Source organism: Ensifer sp. EB106-03-01-XG145, from assembly GCF_058792075.1.
Genome location: NZ_JBYTEC010000004.1, coordinates 272,501 through 289,367, shown reverse-complemented (window position 1 = coordinate 289,367; position 16,867 = coordinate 272,501). Strand labels below are relative to the sequence as shown.

At 59.3% G+C, this 16,867-nt stretch carries 10 protein-coding genes and 1 pseudogene; all 11 read left to right on the top strand.

The genetic code is table 11. The features are described 5' to 3' along the window. The first annotated feature begins 138 nt into the window (after positions 1 to 138). Positions 139 to 693, top strand: coding sequence for a transcription termination/antitermination protein NusG (gene nusG, locus AC3WWH_RS13780; protein ID WP_058324828.1), 555 nt, complete (start codon positions 139 to 141; stop codon positions 691 to 693). A 308-nt stretch (positions 694 to 1,001) separates the two neighbouring features. Beyond that, complete coding sequence (locus tag AC3WWH_RS13775; RefSeq protein ID WP_492377059.1) at positions 1,002 to 2,606, top strand: nucleoside/nucleotide kinase family protein; 1,605 nt, start codon at positions 1,002 to 1,004, stop codon at positions 2,604 to 2,606. A 198-nt stretch (positions 2,607 to 2,804) separates the two neighbouring features. After that, positions 2,805 to 3,986, top strand: coding sequence for a glycosyltransferase (locus tag AC3WWH_RS13770; RefSeq protein ID WP_113399344.1), 1,182 nt, complete (start codon positions 2,805 to 2,807; stop codon positions 3,984 to 3,986). A gap of 176 nt (positions 3,987 to 4,162) precedes the next feature. Then, a complete protein-coding gene (locus tag AC3WWH_RS13765) occupies positions 4,163 to 5,515 on the top strand; it encodes an exopolysaccharide biosynthesis polyprenyl glycosylphosphotransferase (protein WP_058324830.1) in 1,353 nt (450 codons plus the stop codon). 60 nt (positions 5,516 to 5,575) lie between these two features. Beyond that, on the top strand, positions 5,576 to 6,919 hold the full coding sequence (locus AC3WWH_RS13760; RefSeq protein WP_082641205.1) for a polysaccharide biosynthesis/export family protein: 1,344 nt from the start codon (positions 5,576 to 5,578) through the stop codon (positions 6,917 to 6,919). A 924-nt stretch (positions 6,920 to 7,843) separates the two neighbouring features. Continuing rightward, entirely contained in the window at positions 7,844 to 9,598 is a 1,755-nt protein-coding gene (locus AC3WWH_RS13755) for a type I secretion system permease/ATPase (RefSeq protein WP_058328541.1), read from the top strand. Beyond that, on the top strand, positions 9,599 to 10,933 hold the full coding sequence (locus AC3WWH_RS13750) for an HlyD family type I secretion periplasmic adaptor subunit (RefSeq protein ID WP_058328515.1): 1,335 nt from the start codon (positions 9,599 to 9,601) through the stop codon (positions 10,931 to 10,933). A 67-nt stretch (positions 10,934 to 11,000) separates the two neighbouring features. Then, on the top strand, positions 11,001 to 11,936 hold the full coding sequence (locus tag AC3WWH_RS13745; RefSeq protein ID WP_492377058.1) for a sulfotransferase family protein: 936 nt from the start codon (positions 11,001 to 11,003) through the stop codon (positions 11,934 to 11,936). Further along, on the top strand, positions 11,933 to 13,435 hold the full coding sequence (locus tag AC3WWH_RS13740) for a lipopolysaccharide biosynthesis protein (protein ID WP_440660895.1): 1,503 nt from the start codon (positions 11,933 to 11,935) through the stop codon (positions 13,433 to 13,435). Before AC3WWH_RS13745 ends, AC3WWH_RS13740 begins: the two co-directional genes overlap by 4 nt. A gap of 347 nt (positions 13,436 to 13,782) precedes the next feature. Continuing rightward, positions 13,783 to 14,184, top strand: a pseudogene (locus AC3WWH_RS13735) (transposase); the annotation flags it as partial. Between the two features lie 267 nt (positions 14,185 to 14,451). Then, the gene (locus AC3WWH_RS13730; protein ID WP_492377057.1) at positions 14,452 to 16,830 is read left to right on the top strand and encodes an RTX toxin; all 2,379 of its coding nucleotides are present in this window, start codon (positions 14,452 to 14,454) and stop codon (positions 16,828 to 16,830) included. Positions 16,831 to 16,867: the final 37 nt, after the last annotated feature.

The window sequence follows — 16,867 nt, the reverse complement described above, 5'->3', positions numbered from 1 at the left end:
GCGAAAATGACTCGCCGAGAACAACATGGTTAATGCCAAGATAATAACGAAACACCATCAGCCATCTGAATACTATCAGAACGATATACTACCTGAGATTCAAACATTTTAAATAAAATAGAAAATAGAGGTGGAGAGATGCTAACTGACAACACACGCGGCGGCTCACCTACGGCGCCGATGGGCGATACTCAGCTCGAACGCTGGTACGTTGTACAGACACATCAACACTGTGAGAGCCTGGCTGAAAGACACTTGTCCTCACAAAACTTACGGACCTACCTGCCGAAAAGGCACCGAACCATTCGTCACGCGCACACCATAAAGACCGTTTGCTCGGCCTATTTCGACGGCTACCTTTTTGTCTCGCTGGACATTCAACGGCAGAGGTGGTCGCCGATCAATTCGACCGTTGGTGTACGGAAGCTCGTCATGAGCGACCGCAAGCCGATACCGGTACCCTACGGGATTGTAGAATCTTTGATCATGGCAACAGACGAAGACGGCTTCCTGCACCCAAAAGATATATTTCAAACTGGTAAAACAGTTAAGGTCTCAAGCGGCCCATTTGCAGAACAACTAGGCGTACTCGACTATGTCGGTCGGTCCGGCGCCGTTAGAGTGCTGATGGACATTATGAACCGTGCGGTTCCGATTTATATAGACAGAGATAAATGCATAGTATTAAATTGACACAGGAACTTTGTTCCTCGTAGCTTGCGGTCTATTACTTATTAATGGCATTTTATGCACAGATGATGAGTCCGATCGACTCACCTTCGGTGCGGTAGCCTGCGAAGAATTGGCCGGCGTCGGCTCGGATGAGCGACAACATCACACCATGGATTTTCAATGATGACGCTCCCGACAATCGATTGCGACGGGCTCCGTTGGCCATGCCTAAACAGGGCGAGAGGGGTGAACCACACTCTCTCAAAGAGGTCCACGGAGCCGACAGGCAGCCGTGAACGGTTTCGGTGGCTCCCATGAGCTCACAGCCCATGTCCACTTGGCAAGAAAACATCGTTGCACGGGATTCTACGCCTTCGGCGGCGAACAGCCTGGATCATGTGACAGTGTTGCGCTGCGATCCCGCTTTGTGCACATCGCCGCCTTCAGTTTCGCCGCTGGCGGCTGCCGCTGAACTATTCGCGGCGCTGGATGCAGCCGGCATCCGTTATGGAATGATCCAAGACATGGCAAGCCTGCCCGAAGCACTCGCTGGCCGTGATGATATGGACATGCTGCTCGATAAGCAGGACTACCCGGCCTTTTGCGGGATCATGGCGCGATTGCACGGTCTGCGCAGTGTGAGCCTCTCCTGCTACGACAATGCCTGCGCAGGTCGAGAAGACTGGTTTGTCCCTGATTTTTCACGCAGTGCCTATCTTCATATCGATCTTCATGTTGGCATCCGCGTTGGCTGGGAGTTCCGCAAGCGCTATCTGGCGTTCGACTACGCGGCAATTGAGCAATGGGAGCACCTGTCTATCGCTGGGATATCCATACCGGTCGCCTCTGCGGAGGCTGAGATCGGGTTGGCGATTGGCCGTTTCGCGTTTCGTTTGCGAGCATGGCCGTGGACACAATGGCTGGCTGTACCTGGGGATTGGGGTAATAAACTCGCGCGGCTGCCCTTACTATCGGGCAAACCGGAAGAATGCGTCATCGAATACGATGGCGGCCCGAACGGCAAAGTAACCTGCAGAATACGGCCGAGCGACAGCGGCATCGAGGTGCATCGCGCTGATCTTGCACGGCTGAGGCGCTCGATCCGTCACCGGTGCGGGTTTTCGAGTGGTAGCGGTCTGGCGGATGCAACAATCCACGTGATCCGCAAGGCCTCCTATCTTTCGTTAAGGGTCCTCGGACGCGTGTTGCCGGGTAGCGTTCCGGCCAAAAGGCGCGCATTGACAGGCGGGCTCGTGGTGGCTCTCGTGGGACCGGACGGGCTTGGCAAGAGCACCCAGACCAATCTGCTGGCGCGGACCTTCGCTTGGAAGTTCGGCTGCGCGCAGGTTTATGTCGGCACCGGAGAGGGCAATGGTTGGTGGTTCCGCAAAGGACTACAGAACCTGCTTGCACCCCGCAGACGTCATTTCAAGGCGATGATCCAGCGTGATCGGAAGGAGCCAGGCAGCGGGGCGAAGGGCAAGGCACTTGCGGCCGGGCTGGCCCTTTGGGGCGTGCTGATTGCGATCGAAAGATACGGGGTCGTCAAGCGCGCACATCGCTGGGCGACACGCGGCCTCATCGTCGTCTGTGACCGCTGGCCACAGACGCTTCAAAAGGGCTATCTGGACGGGCCGATGATCCCGTCGAACCTGCCCGCCGTTCCCGGAATTGCGGCCCTCGCCCGGTTCGAAGAGTGGCTTTACCAGAAGATGAATGAGTGCAAGCCAGACCTGACCCTTCACCTCGTATCGGATTTCGCGGTCTCGCAGAGCCGGAAGCCTGGCGAAATCAGCAAGGAAGGGTTTGAGGCGCGGATGTCATTGATGGCCGAGCTTCGCGCACTCGACAAGGACATCAGGGTCATCGACGCAAGCGCCAATACCGAGACCATCAACGGGAACCTTTTCAAGCAAATCTGGCTGTCCCTGTAGGCCGCCCCGTCCTCCCTACAGCCCGGACAGATAGCCCGAACAGACCAAAACGCACCACGCCTGCGGCGGGGCCAACTGCATGTTCCCTTGGATCGCAACGTTTTGAGGAACCCCACGCGGGCAGACACCCGTCGTTTCCCAGGCCACGGCTCCCGTCTGAAGGATCCGCAGTCATTAATGTCGCGGAGATACAAAAAGATGAAGATCGTTCACGTGTTAACCCGCCTGTATCGCGCAGGTTCGGAGGAAAATACGCTGGCCTGCTGCCACGCTCAGGTGAAACACGGCCATGAGGTCTTGCTGGTTCACGGCAACGAATACGATCCCAGCCTGCAGGCTTCGGTCGCCAAGACCATGCGTGTTGTTGGCCTCGACGCGCTTGTCCATCCAATATCTCCCTCCAACGATTTCGCGGCCCTGATGCAGCTCAGTCGATTTTTCCAAGAATGGCACCCCGATATCGTTCATACCCACCAGAGCAAGGCCGGCATCATTGGTCGGCTCGCCGCCAGGCAGGCGAATGTTTCAGGCATCATCCATGGCGTCCACATCATACCTTTCGTGCAGGTCGGCAGCGCGCAGAAGATGACGTTTCTGGCGGCCGAGCGGCTGACGGCCAGGTACACCCGTGCCTTTATCGATGTCAGCCAATCGATGCGCGAAATCTGCCTGTTCCACCGCATCGGCAGTCCCGCCCAGCACTATGTCGTTCATTCGGGCTTCGACCTTGCCCGCTTCTCTGGCGCAAAGTGGCCGAAGGAGGCGCCGCGGCTTCTTGGCATTGCCCCGGGCGAACCCAAGCCACCGGTCGTTTTGATGCTGGCGGCGCTCGAGCCCAGGAAGCGCCATATCGAGTTCATTGAAGAATTCCCGCAGGTTGTCCAACGCGTTCCGGACGTGCGGTTGATTCTTGCTGGCGAAGGGCCGGCACGGCCTGATATCGAAGCTGCCATTGCGCGTTCGCCGGTGGCGCAAAGTATCCACCTGATCGGATATCACTCCGAGCCGGAGCAACTGATCAGCTTGGCCGATGTCTGCGTGCTGACGTCGATGCGGGAAGGACTGCCGCGCGTTGTCATGCAATATCTGGCTGGCGGCCGGCCCTGTGTCGTGTCGGAGCTGCCCGGGTTAGGCGAAGTCGTCAAGCACGGGATCAACGGCGTCGTGACGCCAGCGGGTGATGTGGGCGCGGCGGCAGCGGCCGTTGCCGACCTCCTCGAATACAAACCGCTTCGCGCCCATCTGGCCGAAGGAGCAAGGCGCACCGACCTCACATCCTGGGGGCTCGATGCGATGTGCGACAGCGTCGAGATGGTCTACCAATCCGTTTTGGGGGCACCCGCTGCCGACCGTCCTTCAGGCGCGCAGGCATACCACTAACGAAGGCAACACCAACGCTTGATGCAAAGATCCCGGCGCCGCCGTCTGTGCCAAGCCGGGCGTCGATTCCTTTCTTTCAAAGGCAATAGGTTCGTCCCGTTTCCCCTGGGAGATGTATCGTGACTCAAATACCCGCCGAATCCACACGTCCCTGGCACAGGGCAATTTCGCTCCCAATGGAGCAAGTCAAGAACCGCTACGTGCTCAGATGCCTGCTGTGCTCCTTGGCGATGCTCAGCGATCTATGCATGATCATTGCGGCAGCGATCACGGCCGACGTCACCAGCTTCGAGGTGGTCGGCTTCGCCCAGAGCCCAAAGCTCGCCTACGTCGTCTTGCCCACCTATCTGGTCGCGGCCTGGAGCCTTGGCGCGTACCACTTGCCGACCTTACGTTCAGCCACGAACTCTATCAAAAGCTGCCTTGCCTCACTGGCTGCGGCAACCGGCTTTTCGCTGCTGGCCGCACACGCCTTCAATGTCATCGGCAATTTTCTGTCGCAAGAAACGCTTCTCTTCCTCGGCCTTACAGCCATTGGCCTCACCGTCCTTCATTGCGGCATAGCGGCGGGACTACGTCGGCGAGAGGATCAGACGGAGGCAAAGGTCGTTCTGCTTGGCGACGACAGCGTCCGTTCCAATCGCCAGCGTAAAGTCGCGGCGACGATCAACGTGAGGGCATGCGACTGGCATCCGGTGGAAACCGACCCAAATTTCCTCAATGATCTGTCGCTTGCCGTCGCTGACGCGGACCGGATCGTGCTGTCGTTCAAGGCTTTCAAGGAACAATTGAAATGGGCGAAGCTACTCGGCGAACTCGGGTTTGAGACCGAGTTACTTGAACCAGGTCTTGCTGGCCTGAAACCGTTGGCTCTCCGCTACCTCGACTCCACTCCAACGCTGGTTGTTTCCACGGGACCGCTGACTTTGCACAAGCGCGCCTTCAAGCGCACCTTTGACCTGCTGCTCGTGCTCTTGGCCGCGCCGGTGATGGTACCCCTCGTCGCCGTTCTCACCGTACTCGTGCGCGCGGACTCGCCCGGTCCAGCATTCTTCGTGCAGAAACGCATCGGCACCAACAACAGATACTTCAACTGCATCAAGTTCAGAACCATGCGTGTCGACTTGACAGACACAGCCGGTAACCACCTTACCGAACGGAACGACCCCCGGATAACACGGCTCGGGCATTTCCTGCGCCATACCAGCCTTGATGAGCTGCCGCAGCTTTGGAACGTCTTCTTGGGACAGATGAGCCTCGTCGGTCCGCGGCCGCACGCGCTTGGTGCATCCGCGGAGGGTGCGCTTTATTGGGAAGTGGTGCCGGATTACTGGCATCGTCACGCGATGAAACCAGGCCTGACGGGCCTCGCTCAGATCAGGGGCTATCGGGGCCCGACCGAAAAGCGATGCGACATCGAAAGCCGGGTCGCAGCCGACCTCGAATACATCCACTCCTGGTCGCCATGGCTGGATGTGAAGATCCTGTTCAGGACGATGCGCGTCCTTGTGCACAGCAACGCATTCTAAAACGCATTCTAAAGTGTATCGAGTATCGTCACGCCTTGAGCGTTGACGAAGGAGGCGGCGATGAAAAGGTGTGTCGATCCAACCTATGTCTCAGTTCCGTTCGGACGCGTGTGCCGGGGCTTCCATCGACCTGTCAGTGGGATTGATTGCGGTCGCCTTCTGCTGCGAACTCTTGCGCTCGTCATCGCTTTGTTCGCCGCGAACTTCGCCCGCGCCGACGGGTATCTCCTCGACACGGGCGACGTGGTGCGCGTCTTGGTCTTCGGGGAACCAGCCTATCCGTTGGAGGTTGTGGTCGATGATCGCGGCGCGATCGCGCTTCCACTTCTCGGAGACGTTCGGGCCCGTGGCCTGACGACCGGCGCCCTATCTCAGGATATCCGGAGCGCTTACCAGCAACGGAAATTGATCCTCGACCCTTATATCAAAGTCGAGATCGGGCAATACCGGCCGTTCTTCATTTCCGGCGCCGTTGCCCATCCTGGCTCCTATCCGTTCCAGCCGGGAATAACCGTCAGGCACGCATTGGCTCTCGCTGGCGGCTTCCGTCCAACGACAGCTGGAGAAACTGTGCCTGCGCTGCAGATCGCGGACCTGCGCAGCGAGCGGGCAAACCTGCTGATCGAGGAGTATCGCCTGAAGGTTCGCCTTGGCCGGCTTCACGCAGAGAGCAAACTCGTCGACAGCATTGTTGTCCCGACCGATCCCCCGGCTGAACTTGGCCAGAGTTTGATTGGCGAGATCATAGCAACCGAGCAGGCACAACTAACGGCCCGACTGTCCGCATTCCGCGACGACATATCCTATCTTCAAGCCTCGCTCGCACGCTTGAACAAGGAAGCCGAAATGTTGGCCGGCGCCAAGGGCGAGCGGCAGCAGACGGTGAAAAGCCAGCTCGACGAACTGGAATCCGTCAGGTCCCTGCGCCAGAAAGGTCTGATCACCAACTCGAACGTGATGGCATTGGAGCGCGCGCACAACAACTACCGCCTCGACCTCGCCCAGTTCGAGATGCAGCAGACGCGACTGCAGCAGGATCTGCTCAACATGGAGAGCGAGTTGCGCAAGAAACACCAGGAGCACGAGTTTCAGTTGATTTCGGACACGCAGGAAACACAGGTTCAGCTGGCGAAGCTGGCAAGCCAGCTACGATACCTGTCGGACAAACTGCTTTTCGTCTTCGAATATGGCGAGCACCGGACACTCGAAGACCTGCAGGGCTCCGTAAAGATCCTGATCTTCCGGCGCGGCAAAGAAACGGGCCAGGAAGTTGCCGCAAATGAGAACACCGAAGTCAATGCCGGCGACCTCATAGAGGTCTCGGTGGTGGCAAGCAAGGGCTTCTATTCGTCAGCGGCATCCCGTCCGGACCCGGCGGCAGACATGGAGAAGAAAGCCTTTTGAGGTGGGGTTGAGACGCTGTCCACCGTTTCGGCGGCCGATTTACGCGTTATGCGCCACGGGCGCAGCACCAGCAAACCGGTCAAAGAACCCAATTGCACGGTCATAACGGCGAGCAACGTCAGCAAGATCACAGGGAGAGGGCTGACGATCTCTCGATACTGCACCAGGTAAATTGGTGCGATCAACAATACTCCAACGGACGAAACGAAGATCCAGGCAACCCGCCTGGAGCATCCTCCGAGGAAACCAAACGTCAGAAGGATTGCGAGTTCTAACACCAGTCACTCCTCATGCTGAAATCTTCATCCGAAGCCACAGTTAGAGTCACGGGCAAATATCGTAGCAACGATCAACGAGAACAATGACAGTGGTGCAACAGTTTCGCAAGATGCGGCTTGCCGGTCGTTGGTTTCCGGCCTTTTGGGCGGCCGGGATGCACTAGAGATGGTTTTCAGCGGCCCAAATATTGCAGGCATTTTGACCTTCCTTTCAGGTGCGGCCGTCGTTGTTGTGGGAAGTCGCATGCGCTCAGAACCTCGCCACCCAACCGCACCGGCAAAACAGGCTCATCTTTTGCGCGGGCCGCGGCGCCGATCGCGCCATCGCACAAGCCCGCTCACAACCTTGCAAGTGCTCGGTGCGTTCTTGTTCGCACTCGCACTTGGTCGGTTCGCGTTTGAGTTCCTGCCGACCAGCGGCGCGTGGAAGACAGCAAGGTCCGAGCTCTCCGTCGCTCCATGGCGAGCCTGGATGGAAAGCCTCAACGCAAGCGCCACCCTGATAAGCGATCAGCTAACCAAGCTGACCGGTGTTGCGTTGGATGGCACATTGCTTTGGATAGCGATCACGGCACTGGGTCTGCTGCTGATGCTCGTTCCACGGAGGCGGAAAATCAAAGTCTCCGTCGCCAATAACTCTGCGGCGATGCTTTCGGCCGCTCAACGTCCCGCGCCTGGTACGGAACTTGCAAGCGGTTTGCGTTCCTGCCGTAGCGCACTTGTAGGTGTGGCAATATTCAGCGGCGTCAGCAACATCCTCATGCTGAATGGCGCGATTTTTATGCTGCAGGTCTACGATCGGGTCCTACCGAGCCGGAGCGTGCCAACACTTGTCGGCCTGTCGATACTGGCCGCTGCGCTCTTTTTTGGGCAAGCGCTCATTGATCTCCTGCGCGGTCGGATCATGACGAGGATCGGCGCTGAACTGGACGAAACAGTCTCCGCGCGAGTGTTCAGCGCTATTGCACGTCTACCTCTCCTCGTCGGGCAACAAGGCGACGGTCTGCAGCCTCAGCGCGACCTCGATAGCATTCGGACCTTTCTCGCCAGCCCGGGTCCCAATGCGCTTTTCGAACTGCCGTGGCTGCCCTTCTACATCGCAATCATCTGGGGTTTCCATCCCATCCTGGGGCTGACCGCGATCGGCGGCGCAATCGTACTTGTAACACTGACAATCACGACCGAGATGCTGACGCGAAAGCCTGCGAGCGCGGCGACATCTTCCGGGATCCGGCGCAACAACCTGGCGGAAGCCAGCCGCCGCAATGCCGAGGTATTGGCGGCCATGGGTATGCGCCGGCACCTGCACGACCAATGGCGGGAAACGAGCCGCGAACATATCGCCCAACAGCAAAGCGTCAGTGATGTCGTTGGAGGCCTCGGCAGCCTGTCCAGGGCGTTGCGACTGATGCTTCAATCGGCCATGCTGGGCATCGGCGCGTGGCTGGTCATCCATGGCGAAGCGACGGCCGGGGTCATCATCGCGGGGTCAATCCTCGCAGGGCGGGCCCTTGCGCCCGTTGATCTCGCAATTTCCCATTGGCGCAACTTCATCTCGGCCCGCCAAAGTTGGCGCAGACTGAGCCAGTTGCTCGCGCGGCTGCCTGAGGATATTGCACCGATGGCTCTTCCCGCTCCGCGCTCCAACCTCACGGTAGATCGGGTCGCCGTTAGCGCGCCCGGCACACAACGGCTGATCGTCCAGGGGATTGAGTTCGATCTGAATGCTGGCGTCGGGCTTGGGGTTATCGGCGCCAGCGGCTCCGGCAAATCAAGCTTCGTGCGTGCCCTCGTCGGCGCGTGGCGACCAACCATCGGCCGCATAAAGCTTGACGGGGCGGCACTCGAACAATGGCCGCAGGGATATCTCGGGCGCTACATCGGTTACCTGCCGCAGGACGTTGAGCTTTTCGCAGGAACGGTGGCAGCCAATATCGCGCGCTTCGAACCGGTGGCGGATGCCGATGCCGTTGTCGCTGCCGCCCGTGCCGCAGGTGTCCATGATCTGATCGTCAGTCTGCCCAACGGATACGAAACCCAGATTGGCGAAGGCGGGGCCGCTCTGTCGGCCGGACAACGTCAGCGCATTGCTCTTGCCCGCGCGCTCTATCGCGATCCATTCCTGATCGTCCTCGATGAGCCGAACTCAAACCTTGACGCAGATGGCGAGATTGCACTTGGCGATGCCATAAGAAAGATCAAGGCCCGCGGCGGTATCGTCGTCATCGTTACGCATCGGCCCAACATCCTCGCCGCCGTCGACCTGGTGATGGAAATGAAGGAAGGGCAGATGCAGATGTTGGGCCCGCGAGAACGGGTGCTTTCCAAGCTCATCCCGTTGCACCCCGCCAACATTGACGGCCTGAAACGCGTTGCCGCACAGTCCAAACCATCGAATTGAATGGTCGCCAAGACAATTACCGACTCTCAGATGAACGCGACACACTCCCACCGACGCTCCATTCGCCGTAACCTTCTGGGCGGGGTGACTATCATCGCCCTGCTCTTCGGCGTGGTCGGCGGATTTGCCGCAACCATTGAGATTTCGGGCGCAATCATCGCCCACGGCGTGGTGGTTGTCGCTTCCAATGGCAAGAAGGTCCAGCACCCGACTGGCGGCATCGTCAGCAGGATCCTTGTGCGAGACGGCGCGCATGTTGAAGCCGACGATCTTCTCGTGCAGCTCAGCGACGTCGTGCCCCGCGCCAATCTGGCCTTCGTGACCAGGAGCTTGGACGAGCTCTACGCTCGAAAATCACGCCTCGAGGCTGAGCGCGATGGCGACCAACAATTGACCATCGCCCCGACACTTACCGCGCGGATGAGCCAACCGGAGGTCGCGGCACTGGTTGAGAGCGAGCGGCGATTGTTCGAGATACGTCGCCTCGAACGATCCGGGAACAAGGCGCGGCTGCGTGAGCGCATCGAGCAACTGCAGAAGCAGATCGAGGGCTACCTGGCCCAAGGAAGGGCCAAGAAAAAGGAGATCGAGCTGATCCGGGAAGAACTCCAGGGAATTCGCGATCTTGTTGAAAGGAAACTCACGCCGCTGTCGAAGCTGACGGCCTACGAACGCGACGCGACCCGGATTGAGGGCGAGCGGGCACAGTTGATTGCCAGCACTGCACAGGCGCGGGGCGCGATCGCTGAGGTGCTTCTCCAAATCCTGCAGCTGGACAAAGAATTCTCGAGCTCGACCGGCAGCGAATTACGTGACGTCGACGCAAAGATCGCTGAATTCGAGGAACGCCAGGTTACGGCCACGGATCAACTTCTGCGCGTCGATATCCGTGCACCCGCAAGCGGTACCGTCCATCAGTCGACGGTGCACACCATTGGCGGCGTGATCGGCGCGGGCGAGCCGATCATGATGATCATTCCGGATCACGATGTTTTGGCGGTCGAGGCAAAGGTTGCCCCCCAAGACATCGACCAGATTCAAGTCGGCCAAAGCGCCCTGCTGCGGTTTACCGCCTTCAATCAGCGCATTACGCCGGAGTTCCAAGGTGTCGTGTCATTGATTTCGGCCGACGTCACGCATGACCAGCGAACGAACGAGAGCTATTACGTCGCGCGGATCACGCCGACGCTCGATAGTCCGGCACACGCAAGTCCCTTGGCCCTCGTTCCCGGCATGCCCGCCGAAGTGTTCATCACGATCGGGGATCGGACAGTGATGTCCTACCTGATGAAGCCTTTGTCGGACCAGATGATGCGCGCTTTCCGGGACGAATAGGCTCAACCCAGGTTGGGCCACCATTGCCGTTTGCTTTGCCCGGTATCTCCACAGAACGAGGTTTGCCGTGATCGCGACCAAACTCAGACCCCCGATATTCCTGATTGGCAACTATCGATCAGGCACGACCATCACACAGAAATTGATCGGCCTGCATCCTGATGTGGTGACCTGGTATGAGCCGAGGACGCTCTGGCTCTACGCGGATCCCGGGCGGTGCCACGACGTGTTTACCGAGCGCGATGCGACGGAAAAGGTTATCCGCTACATCCGCGGCCGCTTCCTCGAGTTTCAGGTAAGGAACGGTGGCCGGCAGATCATGGAGAACACCCCGTCCAACGTCCTTCGCTCATCCTATGTGCACCAGATTTTCCCTGAGGCGACTTTCCTCTTCATCACGAGAAATCCGTTTTCCTATATCAGCTCCATGGAACTGAAATGGCAGCGAACGAAGACGCTGAAGGGAATGAAGAGAACGCTTGCGACAACACCAATAACACAGCTTCACCATTATGCCGGCGCGTTGATCCGACAAATCTTCGTCAAGAAGATACTGCGGAAGAAATACGCGCCGATCTACGGGCCGAAATACGAGGGGATCGATCAGGATCTGAGGGAACACGACAAGCTGACCGTAATTGCCCGCCAATGGGCGCGTGGCAACCGCCGGGCGAGAGAAGATCTCGCCCAGCTCGGAGAAGGCCGCGTATTGACCTGTCGCTATGAGGACCTGATGCAGGATACCGAGACGACCTTGCGCCGCATCTACGACCACTGCGGGCTCGTCTGCAGCGATGATATCCTTCGTGTCGCCAAGGAGATGGTCGACCCCACGCGCCAGGAGAAATGGCTTCGTTTCGATCCAGAACAACTGCAGGCGATCCTGCCGGAAGTCGAAGAAGAGATGCGCGTATATGGCTACGAAGTACCCCTTCCGCTTCGAACAGAGAAGGCCGGCAAGGGCGCCGTGTTAGGTCCTTCGCCTGAGGAGTGCAAGGCGTGAGCGATATCCGACAGGGACTGGCAAAGCGCAGTGTCGTGGGCATGTTCTGGACGGGTTTGTCCATGGGGGCCCTCGCCCTGGCGGAGGTTGTCGCGCTCCTCGTGCTCGCCCGGCTCCTTTCTCCCAGTGAGTTTGGGCTTTATGCCGCGGCTCTTGTCATTATCAAGCTCGCAACCATCTTCGAAAACCTCGGTGTTGCGCCGGCAATCGTGCAGCGACCCGAACTCGACGAGCGTCACCTTCGGGTCGGCTTTACATTGTCGCTGGTCCTTAGCCTCCTGATCGCCGGACTGGTCTGGTTGGTCGCACCGGCTATCGCCCACGCCATGCGACTTACCGAACTGGCAACGGTCGTGCGTGCCACCAGTGTGGTCTTCCTTTGCCAAGGGATCGCACTGGTGGCGCAAGCCGTTGCCCAGCGGGCTTTGCGGTTTGAGTGGCTGGCCGCCGTCGACGCGGCGACTTTTGCCGTCGGCTTCGTGATCGCAGCACCGATCTTTGCCTTGGCTGGCTTCGGCGTCTGGGCGCTTGTCGGTGCACTCATGACCCAGAACCTGCTGCGCACGGTCGTGCTGCTCATCGGCCAACCACATCCTAAGCGGCTCTTGCTTGAGCGACGGGCAGCCGGAGAGCTGCTTTATTTCGGTGGCGGGTTCACCATAGCTCGCGTGTGCAACTACCTCGCAACCCAAGTGGACAAAATCATCGTGGGGCGCTGGCTCGGAGCGGAAGCGCTCGGCATCTATTCGCTTTCCTCGCAGCTCATGACGACGCCGGCGGTCATCATCGGCCAGATTCTCGACCGCGTCCTGTTTCCAACGATGGCCCTCGTGCAACAAGAGCCCGCCCGGCTCGCTCGCGCCTATCGCAGTGCGGTGGCGGCCTGCGCACTTGTGGTGCTGCCGGCAAGCGTCGTCGTCGCGATAACAGCGCCCGAGCTCGTTTTGGTCCTGCTCGGTCCGGGATGGGACGCGGTCGTCGCTCCCTTGCAGATCCTGGCCGTCGGTATGTTGTTCCGCACAAGCTACAAGCTCAGCGACTCCATCTCGCGTGCCACCGGTGTCGTATACGCAAGGGCATGGCGGCAGGCGATATTCGTGGTCACCGTGGCGACAGGCGCCTTCTTTGGACATTTCTGGGGCGTGACAGGTGTGGCGGCCGGCGTCGTCGCGGCAGTCGCGTCCAATTTCATGCTGATGGCGCATCTGAGCCTGCGCGTTACCGGGATCAGTTGGTCCGAATTCATCGGGGCACATGCGCCAGCGCTTGCACTTGCAAGCGTGGTCGGTGCGTGTGCCTGGATCGCGGTCGATCAATTGCGCCAAGTCCAAGTGGCGCCCCTCGTTCTCCTTCTCAATGTGGCGATTGCCGCCGGCGCGTCGGGGCTGGTGTCATGCTGGCTGTTGCCGACGCTGTTTCTTGGGCGGGACGGACAGTCGATGCTTCGCCTGATCGCAGGGATGGCGCCGGCGTGGCTGCGTCGAAGCCGGCCAGGATAAGGAGGTCGCTCTTCAACATTCGGCGGGCATAGTCCCGCCGACGATGCTCCAGCGTTCTAAAGCCCATCCCCGCGATCTGAACGTGCGACGCCGCCTTGACCAACGGCGCCGCTCCTTCAGCCGCGGGCTTCGGCGTTGCCCCGGGATGCCCGGCGTTCGGCGAGCATCCACACGGATAGCAGACCCGCAAAGGCTGGCTCGCAGAGCCGCCTCGGAAAAAGGAGGTGACATGAAAGAGGTCGCCTCTGGACAGAACGGATCACTGAGATGCAGGTGATGATCGGGGGACAGTCACGCTTGCAGCCTTTCGGCTTATCCTGTTGGCGTTTTCGAGAAATCGACACGGGAAGACGATCCCCGGCATCGGCGAGTTCTTCGCAAGGCTGATCGAGGCGGAGATCGACGATATCAGCCGGTTCCGCAACCCGAAGAAGCTGGCCGCCTATGCGGGCCTCGTACCGTCGACCTATTCGAGTGGCGGTAAGACCCACTACGGCAAGATCATCAAGCAGGGCAACAAGTGACTGCGCTGGGCCTTCGTCGAAGCGGTCGCACCGGCCGTGGCCAGCGATCCTGAGCTTCGCGCCCAGCACGAGCACCTGAAGATCAGAGAAACCAATAAGGCGCGTGGGGCGATTGCACGCAAGCTTTTGACGATCGCCATCCAGATCCTGCGTGACCAGCGCGCCCATGAGCGGCGCGGCAAAATCCAGGAGGAAGGCGCTTGGGCGATATCCCGGCTGTCCTGATGACTTCGTATCGAGCCCGGCAGGATTGGGCTGCGCTCTTCAAGGAGAATGGGAAACCGGGAACCGAGCCCTCTGTGACCGAAGCCAAGGCATAAGGTCACGCATTGGAGATTGGTTCAGAACCGAAGGACGGAAAAACAACCGGTCCAGCGGCCAGAGACGATTGAGCCGATCGGCGCCAATGCCGATCAAAACCGAACCGAACCCAAGGAAAAGCCGCCGGTTCAACGCGTTTTGCCCCTTGCGTTCTTTCATTGGAGATACGACATGACCAGCCTGGCTCGGTTTCCTAGCGTCAAACAGCTCTTGGCAGATATCGACCTCGACTATGGCCTCAAGGGCGATGGGCTGACCGCTGACGGATCAATGACACTGACCGGCATCTCCGCTGCCGATGCATTGGCTTCATTTTTCCAAGACATACTGCGAGCGACGGTCTCGTTCGAGGGGATCGGCGACTGGGACCGCTGGCCCACTGGCTTCGATCCATGGGGCGCGCCAACGCACCACGACGACGCCACGGCTCCAGCCGAAAGCGGGGTGGCGAACCAGACCGAGACCGTATCCCCAACCCTGGCGTCTGACGGCGACGCAGCCGCCAAGACGATGAGCGCTCAGAGTTTTGCGGTTTCCAGCAGCAGCACACCGACGACTTTCGAGACACGCGTGTCAGGTGCGGCCGATGACGCCGAGGAAAAGGCCTCTGGTTCAATAACCGGCAATGTCAATGATCTTGAACTTGGATATGATGACAGCACGCGCCAAACGGTCGGCTTGCGCTTTGCCGGCATCGATATCCCGAAGGGTGCGATCATTACCAACGCGTACATCCAGTTCACCACGGACGAGGTGAGCACGGGGTTAGCTTCACTACTGATCCGTGGTCAGGATTCGGACGACGCTGCCGAGTTTACCACCGCAAAATTCAATGTCTCCTCACGACCGACCACAGACGCATCGGTCAGCTGGTCACCGGCGGACTGGACGATACGCGGCGAGGCTGGCACCGGGCAACGTACGCCCGACCTGAAGGCGATCATTCAGGAGATTATAGATCGTGGCGGTTGGGCGGCGTTGAATGACATCGCCTTCCTGGTCACGGGGACCGGCACCCGCACTGCCAAGTCTTTCGATGGCAATGCCGTGGCCGCGCCCTTTCTGCACATCGAATATTACGTTCCGACAGCGAGCGCCCCGGTCGCCTTCAATAGCCCGGCCGATGCCAACTCCACCGCCAATCAGATTGCTGAACTGGCGGCCGCCGGAACGGCCATCGGCATCACCGCTTCAGCAAGCGATCCAGATGCCAGCGATACGGTGAGCTACAGCATAGACGACGCGCGTTTTTCCATCGATGCATCGACCGGCGTCATTACGCGTTCGGGCGTCGGTGTCCTCGACTTCGAGACCCAGACTTCGCTAACCCTGACTGTGACGGCGACTTCATCCGACCAAAGTACGGCCACCCAGTCCTTTACCGTTGGCATTCTCAACAGCCAAGAGCCGGTCGCCTTCACGTCCCCGGCCGATACCGACACGGCCACCAACCAGATTGGCCAGAACGCCGCCGCTGGCACCAAGGTGGGAATTACCGCTTCAGCGGCCGACCCGGACGCCGGCTCGACCATCGCCTACAGCCTGAACGATACGCGCTTCGCAATCGATGCGAACGGCATCATCACCCGCTCGGGCACGGGTACGCTGAATGCCCAATCCCAGCCTTCGATCACCTTGACCGTCACCGCGACGTCCTCGGACGGCAGTACCGCCTCCCATGACTACAGCGTCAACGTCATTTCAGGCACGCCCAGTCCGCCCACGTCAGCAACGCTCGTGCATATCGTTCCGACCTCGCAGTGGTCGCCGGCGAGCCCGGACCCTTCGGGTATCACCTACATCTCCCATCTCGGAACCTTGATGATCTCCGACGCTGAAGTCGATGAGATGTCGATATTTCAGGGAAAGAACCTCTTCGAGATGAGCCTTAACGGTACCTTGGTGAGGTCGATGACCACCACCAGCTATTCAGACGAACCAAGTGGGGTTGCCTACAATCCAACCAATCATCATCTCTATTTTTCCGATGATACCGGCACGAAGAGTATTTACGAACTCAATCCGGGAACGGACGGACTCTACAATACGGCCGATGACATCGTAACCTCGTTCAGGACATCCGCATTCGGCAGCTCCGACCCGGAAGGCATCGCCTATGACACGAAACGTGGTGTCCTTTATCTCGCAGACGGCTCGGCAAATATCTACACGATCAACCCGGGCGCCAACGGCAAATTCGACGGAGTGGCCTCCACCGGCGGCGATGACGTGGTGACGAGTTTCTCGATCGGCACGCTCTCCAATGGAGATCCTTGCGTCGAATACGACCCCGTCCACGACCTGCTCTATGTCGTCAAGTCGCGCACTCAGGTGGTCATGATGTCGACGACGGGGCAGCAACTGGGCACACTCGATATTTCGGCGGCCAATGCCCGCAAAGTGGCCGGTTTGGCCCTCGCACCGAGCAGCGACGACGCGAACCAGATGAGCCTCTACATCGTCGACCGTGGCGTCGACAACGATTCCAACCCGAACGAAAATGACGGCAAGCTTTACGAGTTCCAGCTCGACCACTGGCTGCTCGCGTGAGCGCGACCAACGTACATGATCGGCCGTCGGGCCACAG

Coding starts and splice junctions, on each gene's coding strand:
- nusG (WP_058324828.1), top strand. CDS start 139: ATGCTAACTGACAACACACGCGGCGGCTCACCTACGGCGCCGATGGGC.
- AC3WWH_RS13775 (WP_492377059.1), top strand. CDS start 1,002: ATGTCCACTTGGCAAGAAAACATCGTTGCACGGGATTCTACGCCTTCG.
- AC3WWH_RS13770 (WP_113399344.1), top strand. CDS start 2,805: ATGAAGATCGTTCACGTGTTAACCCGCCTGTATCGCGCAGGTTCGGAG.
- AC3WWH_RS13765 (WP_058324830.1), top strand. CDS start 4,163: ATGGAGCAAGTCAAGAACCGCTACGTGCTCAGATGCCTGCTGTGCTCC.
- AC3WWH_RS13760 (WP_082641205.1), top strand. CDS start 5,576: ATGAAAAGGTGTGTCGATCCAACCTATGTCTCAGTTCCGTTCGGACGC.
- AC3WWH_RS13755 (WP_058328541.1), top strand. CDS start 7,844: ATGCTTTCGGCCGCTCAACGTCCCGCGCCTGGTACGGAACTTGCAAGC.
- AC3WWH_RS13750 (WP_058328515.1), top strand. CDS start 9,599: ATGGTCGCCAAGACAATTACCGACTCTCAGATGAACGCGACACACTCC.
- AC3WWH_RS13730 (WP_492377057.1), top strand. CDS start 14,452: ATGACCAGCCTGGCTCGGTTTCCTAGCGTCAAACAGCTCTTGGCAGAT.